This window comes from Pseudonocardia sp., assembly GCF_025965585.1.
GTDB lineage: Bacteria > Actinomycetota > Actinomycetes > Mycobacteriales > Pseudonocardiaceae > Pseudonocardia.
Map to the genome: position 1 here is coordinate 1 of NZ_JAOPWR010000384.1, position 8,687 is coordinate 8,687.

The following is an 8,687-nucleotide window of genomic DNA, read 5'->3' on the forward strand; positions in this document are numbered from 1 at the left end:
ATCCACCTGCGGCCACGTCGGCGTACACGCCCGCGCACGCCCAGACGCCCATGCCCGGGATCTCCAGGCGGTTGTGCTGCGCGATCGCGCGCAGCGTGTCGGCGTCCGCGGGGAGGTCGCCCTGGGCCAGCGTCGTCATCACACAGCGCATCGCGGTGATGGAGACCTCGAGCCGCGGACCGTCCCCGAGGGTGATGGCCCGGCCCGGCCAGCCGTTCTCGACGAAGCCGGCGTCGTCCCCGTCGAGGACGAGGTTGGGGCGGTAGCGCCGCACGTCGAAGGTCGCCTCGGGAGCGAGCTCGCGCAGGCGGTCGAGAGTGGCCTCGGTGAGGACGTGCAGCACGGCGAGGTCGAAGAAGCCGGTCGAGCCCGGCGCCATGCCGGCCACGTCGAAGCGGCTGATGGCCTCGCCGGTCTCCTCGCGACGGACCCGCGTGCCGTCGATGAGCCCCTGGGGCGCGAGGCCGTCGATGTCGGGCCACAGCTCCTCGAAGCCCCATCTCCCCTCGGCACTGCGCTCGGGCCGCGTCGACACCAGCCGCACCGGCCGCGCGAGCACCGCGGACAGCGCGTCGTCCACGCCTGGGCCGTCGCTGCGGAGCACCGAGCCGTCGGGGAACGTGATCTCCACCGGCGGCACGGGCTCCCCGGCGAGGGGCTCGGTGACGTAGCGGGCGGAGAAGTCGAGCAGGGCCGCCCAGCGCCTCGGGACCTTGGCGCTCGCCACCGTGCCGGTCTCGATGTCGATCACAGCGTAGGCGCGGTCGCCGAGCACCCCGCCGGCGTCGATCCGGCAGGCGCGCAGCGACTCGCCGAGCATGGACTTGACGGGGTACCGGTACAGCGCGGTGACGGCCATCGGCCCGTTGTAGCAGCGGGATCGGGGCGGGGCACCGGGCCGGTCGGAGGGGCCACGGCGCGGTCCCGCAAGTGCGGAGGCGAGGGCGCGGCCGTCTCTCCCCCGCGGAACGTGACGACACCACCCTCCGCGGGGGAGCAGCCATCCACGCACAGGAGCGCCTGACAGCTGCACGGACGCGGAGCATGCCGCCTCGGGTGCCTGAACGTGTCGGCTCGCGGGGGTGGGCCCGGTCGGGCGGGCGACCGGTGGGCTCGTCAGGCCGCTCGGGTGAGGAGGCGGACGCCGTCCTTCGTCACGGCCACGGTGTGCTCGGCGTGGGCGGCGCGGCTGCCGTCGGCGGTGCGCAGGGTCCAGCCGTCGGGGTCGTGGCGGTAGTCGTCGGTGCCGCCGGCGATGAGCATCGGCTCGATCGCGATCACCAGACCGGGCTTGAGCCTCAGCCCGCGGCCCGGGCGGCCCTCGTTGGGGACGTGCGGGGCCTCGTGCATCGAGCGGCCGACGCCGTGCCCGCCGTGGTCGGCCAGCATGCCGAACCCGGCACGCCGGGCGATCGTCTCGATCGCGTGCCCGACATCGCCCAGCTTGGCGCCCGGCCGCACCGCCGCGATGCCCGCGGCGAGCGCGCGCTCGGTGGCGTCGATGAGGGCGAGGTCGCGGGGATCGGGGTCGCCCCCGACGACGATGCTGAACGCGGAGTCGGCGCACCAGCCGTCGAGGTGCACGGCGAAGTCGACGCTGAGGAGGTCGCCTGCGGTGAGCGGCTCGGGGCCGGGGATGCCGTGGACCACCGCGTCGTTCACGCTGATGCAGGTCACGCCGGGATACGGCACGGGCGCCCAGCCCGGGTGGTAGCCCTGGAAGCTCGACACCGCGCCGGCGTCGGCGATCATGTCGGCGGCCAGGTCGTCCAGCTCGCGGGGGCTCACACCGGGCGCGGCCTTGGCCCGCACCGCCGCCAGGATGCGCGCGACGACCGTGCCCGCGGCGTCGATCGCGTCGATCTCTCCGGGTGTCTTCAGCTCAATCACACGATAACAATACCGGTATTAGTATCCCGGGCATGGTTCGCGTCCCCCTCACCCCGGCCGAGCGCGACCGCGGCGAGCGGCTGGGCGCGCTGTTGCGCGAGGCCCGCGGCGATCGCAGCCTCGTCGACGTCGCCGCGTGCGCCGGGATCTCCGCCGAGACGCTGCGCAAGATCGAGACCGGCCGCATCCCGACACCCGCCTTCTTCACCGTCGCCACGCTCGCCTGCACGCTCGGGCTGTCCCTCGACACGCTCGTCGAGATCACCGACCGATCCTTGCCGCTCGACCCCGCGGTCTGACCGCCCGCAGAGACTGTTCCGCCACATCCGGGGGTGGCCGGCGGGCGCGACCAGCGTCGTTCTCCTTACTCTTGATCCGCTCGACGCCATCTGTCGTACGCCCGGAGGCCCCCGTTGACCGTCCCCCCCGACACCGTCCCCGAGCCCGCTCTCGAGGTGTCCCCGCCGAAGACGGCCGCCGCAGGCGTCCCGGCGGTCGCGGTCAGCCTGGGCATGGCCGTCCGGCAGATGGGCGTGTCCCGCACCGCGCGGAACCTGCTGCGCCTCAACCAGGTCGACGGCTTCGACTGCATGAGCTGCGCCTGGCCGGACCCCGACCCGAAGCACCGCCACACCGCCGAGTTCTGCGAGAACGGCGCGAAGGCCGTGGCCTGGGAGGGCGACACCCGCCGCATCGGGCCCGAGTTCTTCGCCCGTCACAGCCTCGCCGACCTGGAGACGCGCTCCGAGTACTGGATGGGCCAGCAGGGCAGGCTCACGCAGCCGATGGTGCGCCGCGACGGCGGCACGCACTACGAGCCGATCAGCTGGGACGACGCGTTCGCGCTGGTCGCGGAGCACCTGGGCGGCCTGGCGAGCCCGGACGAGGCGTTGTTCTACACGTCGGGCCGGGCGTCGAACGAGTCGGCGTTCGTCTACCAGCTCTTCGCCCGCGCCTTCGGTACCAACAACCTCCCCGACTGTTCGAACATGTGCCACGAGTCCACATCGGTGGGCCTGGCCGACACGATCGGCATCGGCAAGGGCTCGGTCTCCCTCGACGACATCCACGAGGCCGACCTCATCGTCATCTCGGGCCAGAACCCGGGCACCAACCACCCGCGGATGCTCTCGGCACTGGAGATCGCCAAGTCAGGCGGCGCGAAGATCATCGCGATCAACCCGCTGCGCGAGGCGGGCCTGCTCGGGTTCATGAACCCGCAGAAGCCGCTCGGGCTGGCCGGCAAGCCGGTCGAGCTGGCCGACCACTTCCTGCAGATCCGCTCCGACGGCGACCTCGCCCTCTGGCAGGCGCTGGGTCACCTCCTGCTGCAGAAGGAGGCCGCGAATCCCGGCCGCGTGGTGGACCGCGAGTTCGTCGCGCAGCACACCGTCGGGTTCGCCGCGTACGCCGAGCACGTCACGGAGATCGACCGCGCCGCGGTGCTCGCCGCCACCGGGCTGACCTGGGCCGACATCGAGAAGACCGCCGACATGCTGGCGTCGGCCACGAAGATCGTGCACTGCTGGGCCATGGGCATCACCCAGCACCGCAACGCCGTCGCGACGATCAAGGAGTTCGTCAACGTCGCGCTGCTGCAGGGCATGATCGGCAAGCCGGGCGCCGGCCTCTGCCCGGTACGCGGCCACTCCAACGTGCAGGGCGACCGCACGATGGGAATCTGGGAGCGGTCCCCGGACTCGTTCCTCGACGCGCTGCGCGACGAGTTCGGCTTCGAGCCGCCGCGCGAGCACGGGTTCGACGCGGTCAAGGCCGTGCGGGCGCTGCGCGACGGGCAGGCGAAGGTGTTCGTCGGGCTGGGCGGCAACTTCGTCGCCGCGATGTCCGACACCGACGTCACCGAGAGCGCGCTGCGCGCAGCAGGGCTCACGGTGCAGATCTCCACGAAGCTCAACCGCTCGCACGTCGTCTGCGGCGGCACCGCGCTCATCCTGCCGACGCTGGGCCGCACCGAGCGGGACGAGTCCGGGGGCACCGTGCAGCGCGTCACCGTCGAGGACTCGATGTCGGCGGTGCACGCCTCCCGCGGGCGCACCCAGCCCGCCGGCGACCAGCTGCGCTCCGAGGTCGGCATCCTCTGCGGCATCGCCGCCGCCACCCTGGGCGACCGGTACGGCATCCCGTGGCACTCCTTCGCGAAGGACTACGACGAGATCCGCGAGCGCATCGGCCGCGTCGTCCCCGGCTGCGAGGACTACGCCGGGAAGATCCGGCGGAAGGGCGGCTTCACGCTGCCGCACCCGCCGCGCGACTCCCGCACGTTCCCGACCGCGCAGGGCAAGGCCGTGTTCTCGGTGAGCCCGCTCGCCGCGGTGCAGGTGCCCGAGGGCCGGCTGGTGCTGCAGACGATGCGCAGCCACGACCAGTTCAACACCACCATCTACGGCCTCGACGACCGCTACCGCGGCATCCACCACGGCCGCCGCGTGGTGTTCATCGGGGCGGCCGACCTCGCCGAGCTGGGCTTCGCCGACGGCGATGTCGTGCACCTGGTCAGCGAGTGGGAGGACGGGGTCACGCGGCGGGCGGAGGGCTTCCGGCTCGTCGAGTACTCCACGCCGAAGGGTTGCATCGCGGCGTACTACCCCGAGACCAACCCTCTGATCCCGCTGGGCTCGACGGCTCTGGAGAGCAACACTCCGACGTCCAAGTGGGTGGTCGTGCGGCTGGAACGCGCCGCCTGATCACGCGCCGGTGTCCCGGATGCGGGACACCGCGCCGTCGGTCGGCCCGAGGAAGCCCGGCGATCGTCCGATTCTGGGACGGTCGGCAGGGAGCCGTCGCCGTAGCTTCGGTTGGTCGAGCTGAGCCAACGGAGGTTCCGATGAAGGCACTGGTCTACCACGGTCCCGGCAACAAGGCCTGGGAGGATGTCCCCGACGCGACGGTCCAGGATCCGACCGACGTGGTCGTGCGGGTCGACACGACCACCATCTGCGGCACGGACCTGCACATCCTGCAGGGCGACGTGGCCGCGGTGACCGACGGCCGGATCCTGGGCCACGAGGCCGTGGGCACGGTGACGGCGATCGGCGACGCGGTGAAGGGCTTCGCGGTGGGCGACCGCGTGCTCGTCCCGGCGATCACCAAGTGCGGCCGCTGCGAGTACTGCCAGCGCGGCATGCCGTCGCACTGCCAGACGGTCGGCGGCATCGGCTGGATCTTCGGCCACCTCATCGACGGCACGCAGGCCGAGCTGGTGCGGGTGCCCTACGCCGACACGTCGCTCTACCTGGTGCCCGACTCGGTCACCAACGAGCAGGCCATCTTCCTGGCCGACTCGCTGCCCACCGGCTACGAGGTGGGCGTGCTGGCCGGCGGGGTGCGGCCGGGCGACACCGTCGCGGTGGTCGGTGCGGGCGCCGTCGGACTGTCCGCGATCCTGACCACCGGTCTGTGGGGCGCGTCGAAGGTCATCGCCGTCGACTCCAACAAGTTCCGGCTGGAGAAGGCGCTGGAGTTCGGCGCCACCGACGCGATCGAGGTCGGCCCCGGCACGGTCGCCGACGTCATCTCCCTCACCGACGGGCTGGGCGTCGACGTCTCGATCGAGGCGGTCGGCTACCCCGAGACGCTGCTGACCGCGGCGTCGCTGGTGCGGCCGGGCGGCACGATCGCCAACATCGGCGTCCACGGCACCCCCGTGGAGCTGCCGATGCAGGACATGTGGATCCAGAACGTCACGATCACGATGGGGCTGGTGGACACCGTCTCGATCCCGACACTGCTGAAGATGGTGGGCAGCGGCCGGATCCCGGCGGAGAAGATGGGCACCCACACGTTCACGTTCGGCCAGATCGACGAGGCCTACGACGTGTTCAAGAACGCGGCGGCCAACCTGGCCCTGAAGGTGATCATCACGCCCTGACGCACCGAACCGCTCGCCGTTTTGCGTCGTCGCACCGTCCGTGGAGGGTGCGACGACGCAAAATCGCGCGCAGATCGGGCCGTCGCGCGCAGATCGGGCCGTCAGGCGATGTAGCTGATCCCGAACGCGTCGATCTTGCGGTAGAGCGACGAGCGCGCGATGCCGAGCATCGCGGCGGCCTTGTAGCGGTTGCCGTTCGACTCGTAGAGCGCCTGGATGATCGCGTCGCACTGCGCCGACTCCAGCATCGACATCCGGCGGGCGCGGCCCTGGAAGCACAGCTGAGGAAGGTCCGGGGCCTGCACCTCGCCCAGCGGCTTGCGGGCCACCACATAGCGCAGCACGTCCTCGAGCTCACTGATGTTGCCGGGCCACGCGTAGCCCTCCAGCACCCGGATGACCTGCAGGGACAGCCGCAGCGAGCGACGGCCCGAGAGCCTGCGCAGGATCGCCAGCGCGATCTCGCCGACCTCGTCGGCCCGGTAGCGCAGGGCCGGGATGCGCGTCATCTGGTGGAAGTGGCGCAGCAGCAGGCCGTAGGGGCGGGTCGCGTCGACGGCGGGAGTGTCGATGCACCCGACCACCAGGGGTGGCGTCGACGACGCGACGAGCGGACGGAGCACCTCGTCGAGCCGGCGGGCCCCGACCGGGCTGAGCATGTTCATCCCGTGCAGCAGGAGCAGGTGCGGCCGGCGCTCCGGCGCGACGAGCGGGGTCCGGCCCGGTGCGCTCAGCTCCTCCGCGTCGGAGCCGCAGTCCACGGTCACGACGCGGCCGGCCGGGTAGGCGTCCCGGAACCGGCCGACCAGCAGCGTCCGCTTGCCCACCCCGGGCTCGCCGATGAGCAGGTGGTTGCGGCCCTGCCGGATGCTCGCCACCACCTCCTGCTGCGCGCGCAGGTAGGGCGAGAGCAGCTCGCGGTTGGCCTGGATCGACGCCTCGGTGTGCTCGCGCCGGGAGGCCGCGCGGAGGTCCTCGGCGAAGTCGCGCCGGGTGGTCGGCGCCACGTGCGAGCCCTGGCGGCGCACCGACTCGGGCTGCCCCGGGAGGCGTCGCCGTCCCGCCGGCGCCCCGGTGAGCACGCAGCCCACCAGCTCTCCGTCGAGGTGGACCGCCTCGACGGAGACCTCGACGCAGCCGGCGGACGGCAGGTCGACGTGCTCGGTGCTGACGTCGCCGAGCACGAGGTCCGCCAGCACGAGGTCGCTCAGCACCCGCTGGTCGGCCACCTCCAGCTGCCGGGTGGCCGCGTTGGTCAGCACGACGTCGCCGTCGGTGGCCAGCACCCACTCGCCGTACGGGCCGTCGGCGCCGGTGAACTGGTCCAGGACGGCACGGGGCCGCCGTTGCGGCTCCCCGGCGAGCCGCTCGGTGACGCGCCGCGCGAGCATCCGGGCCAGTGGCAGCTGCAGCGGTGACCGGTCGCCCGCGTGGCAGATCACGACGACGACCCCGCACGGCTCGCCGCTGTCGGGACGGCGCACCAGAGCGGCCGCCTCGGCGAGGCACATCAGCTGGGAGTGGTAGTGCTCGGCGCCGTCGATCGCGACGTCGGCCTGCTCGTGGAGGGCGATCGACGCGGCCGTGGTGCCGACCGTCCGCTCGGCGTAGCCGTACCCCGGCACGAGGTGCAGCCCGTCCAGCAGTCCGGCCAGCGCCCCGTCGCAGTCCCGGCGCGCCCGCACGACGCCGGCCGCATCGAGCAGCGCCACCGAGCAGCCGGCCCCGGGATCGGCCGTGACGAACTCGTCGAGAACGCCGTCGGCGCAGGTCACGAGCAGCGGGACGTGCTGGTGGTGGCCGAGGAAGCGGGCCTCGATCCGGTCGGGGTCGACGTCGTGCCCGTGCGAGCGTTCCCACGACTCCAGCACCACCGGGCGGACGAGGCCCCGTTGCGGGTGCCGCTGCCCCGCGGCCAGGAACGTGCGGCGGGCCGACTCCATCTCGACGGCACTCGACGCCATCGGCCGAGCATAGGCGCGCAGCGTGCTGTCGCCTGTCGCTCGATGAGACAGCACGACCACGAGGCACCCGGACGGCCGAGAGGTCACGACTCGGTGTAGCCGGCCGCCGGACCGCATCGCCGCTCCCGGCCCCTCGTTGATCCGAACGAGCCGGCTGCCCGGGGGAAGCCGGTGACCCCGGGGGGGCCATGATCGAGCTCGAGGACGTCACGAAGGTCTATCGAGCCGGTGAGGTCGAGGTCCGCGCACTCGACGGCGTCGATCTCACCATCGACGAGGGCGACCTCGTCGCGATCATGGGCCCCTCCGGCTGCGGCAAGAGCACGATGATGAACATCCTCGGCTGCCTCGACGTGCCGAGCGCGGGCAGCTACCGGCTCGACGGCTCGACGGCGGGCCGCTGCGCGACAACCGGCCGGCCGACGTCCGCAACACGCGCATCGGGTTCGTCTTCCAGTCCTTCAAGGGTGCGGACGGAGGACGGGCGCAGCGTCGTCAGAATCCCCGGGTCGGACGGCGACCCCGTACCACGCCGTTCGCCCCCGGCCGGATCGGCGACGAGTTCACCGAGGTGGCGTCGGGCCTGAGCCTGGGCCAGGAGGTGCTGCTGCCGCAGGCCCAGGTGACGGCGTCCCCGTCGCGTGGCGGGCCGCCGTCGAACTAGAAGCGGTACCGGGTCTGGCTGCCTGAAGGCCTCGTTCGGCTCCGCGATGGGTTCGTCCGTGAGTGGACGACCCGTTCCGCGGGGAAGCTCATCGCATCCGGAGCACGACCTTGCCCTCCGCGTGGCCGCCCTCCACGGCCGCGAGCGCCGCGGCCGCCTCGTCGAACGGGCGGACGTCGGTGACGTGCGGGTCGAGATCCCCGGCCGCGACGAGCCGGGCCAGCTCGCTGAGGACGGCGGTGCTGCGGTCGCGCACCACCTCGGTGCCGCCGAGCTCCAT

8 protein-coding genes are annotated in these 8,687 nt (G+C 72.6%); 4 read left to right on the top strand and 4 right to left on the bottom strand.

Going from position 1 to position 8,687, the window contains the following annotated elements; all coding sequences use genetic code 11:
* Positions 1–859 (bottom strand): MOSC N-terminal beta barrel domain-containing protein (locus JWR81_RS23745; protein WP_297657272.1); only part of this gene is annotated, 859 nt, incomplete at its 3' end.
* Between the two features lie 257 nt (positions 860–1,116).
* Positions 1,117–1,890: a type I methionyl aminopeptidase gene (gene map / locus JWR81_RS23750; RefSeq protein WP_297657275.1), complete on the bottom strand. Its 774-nt coding sequence runs from the start codon at positions 1,888–1,890 to the stop codon at positions 1,117–1,119.
* A 32-nt stretch (positions 1,891–1,922) separates the two neighbouring features.
* Here map and JWR81_RS23755 point away from each other — a divergent pair, with 32 nt between their 5' ends.
* The 3 genes from JWR81_RS23755 to JWR81_RS23765 all read left to right on the top strand — a co-directional run bounded on the left by JWR81_RS23755 (position 1,923) and on the right by JWR81_RS23765 (position 5,779).
* Positions 1,923–2,189: a helix-turn-helix transcriptional regulator gene (locus JWR81_RS23755; RefSeq protein WP_297657278.1), complete on the top strand. Its 267-nt coding sequence runs from the start codon at positions 1,923–1,925 to the stop codon at positions 2,187–2,189.
* A 114-nt stretch (positions 2,190–2,303) separates the two neighbouring features.
* The gene (locus JWR81_RS23760) at positions 2,304–4,595 is read left to right on the top strand and encodes an FdhF/YdeP family oxidoreductase (protein ID WP_297657281.1); all 2,292 of its coding nucleotides are present in this window, start codon (positions 2,304–2,306) and stop codon (positions 4,593–4,595) included.
* 140 nt (positions 4,596–4,735) lie between these two features.
* Positions 4,736–5,779, top strand: a complete 1,044-nt coding sequence (locus JWR81_RS23765; protein WP_297657284.1) for an alcohol dehydrogenase catalytic domain-containing protein — start codon at positions 4,736–4,738, stop codon at positions 5,777–5,779.
* 101 nt (positions 5,780–5,880) lie between these two features.
* Here JWR81_RS23765 and JWR81_RS23770 read toward each other — a convergent pair whose 3' ends face one another.
* Positions 5,881–7,743 carry a helix-turn-helix domain-containing protein gene (locus tag JWR81_RS23770; protein ID WP_297657287.1) on the bottom strand — a complete coding sequence of 621 codons (1,863 nt, stop codon included), beginning with the start codon at positions 7,741–7,743 and terminating at the stop codon, positions 5,881–5,883.
* 188 nt (positions 7,744–7,931) lie between these two features.
* Here JWR81_RS23770 and JWR81_RS23775 point away from each other — a divergent pair, with 188 nt between their 5' ends.
* Positions 7,932–8,330: an ATP-binding cassette domain-containing protein gene (locus JWR81_RS23775; protein ID WP_297657290.1), complete on the top strand. Its 399-nt coding sequence runs from the start codon at positions 7,932–7,934 to the stop codon at positions 8,328–8,330.
* 165 nt (positions 8,331–8,495) lie between these two features.
* Here the strand turns inward: JWR81_RS23775 and JWR81_RS23780 are convergent.
* On the bottom strand, positions 8,496–8,687 hold a 192-nt coding region (locus tag JWR81_RS23780; protein ID WP_297657293.1), incomplete at its 5' end, for a zinc-binding dehydrogenase.

Excerpts from the sequence above, each read along its gene's own strand:
- JWR81_RS23755 (WP_297657278.1), top strand. The coding sequence starts at position 1,923 with ATGGTTCGCGTCCCCCTCACCCCGGCCGAGCGCGACCGCGGCGAGCGG.
- JWR81_RS23770 (WP_297657287.1), bottom strand. The coding sequence starts at position 7,743 with ATGGCGTCGAGTGCCGTCGAGATGGAGTCGGCCCGCCGCACGTTCCTG.
- JWR81_RS23775 (WP_297657290.1), top strand. The coding sequence starts at position 7,932 with ATGATCGAGCTCGAGGACGTCACGAAGGTCTATCGAGCCGGTGAGGTC.
- JWR81_RS23765 (WP_297657284.1), top strand. The coding sequence starts at position 4,736 with ATGAAGGCACTGGTCTACCACGGTCCCGGCAACAAGGCCTGGGAGGAT.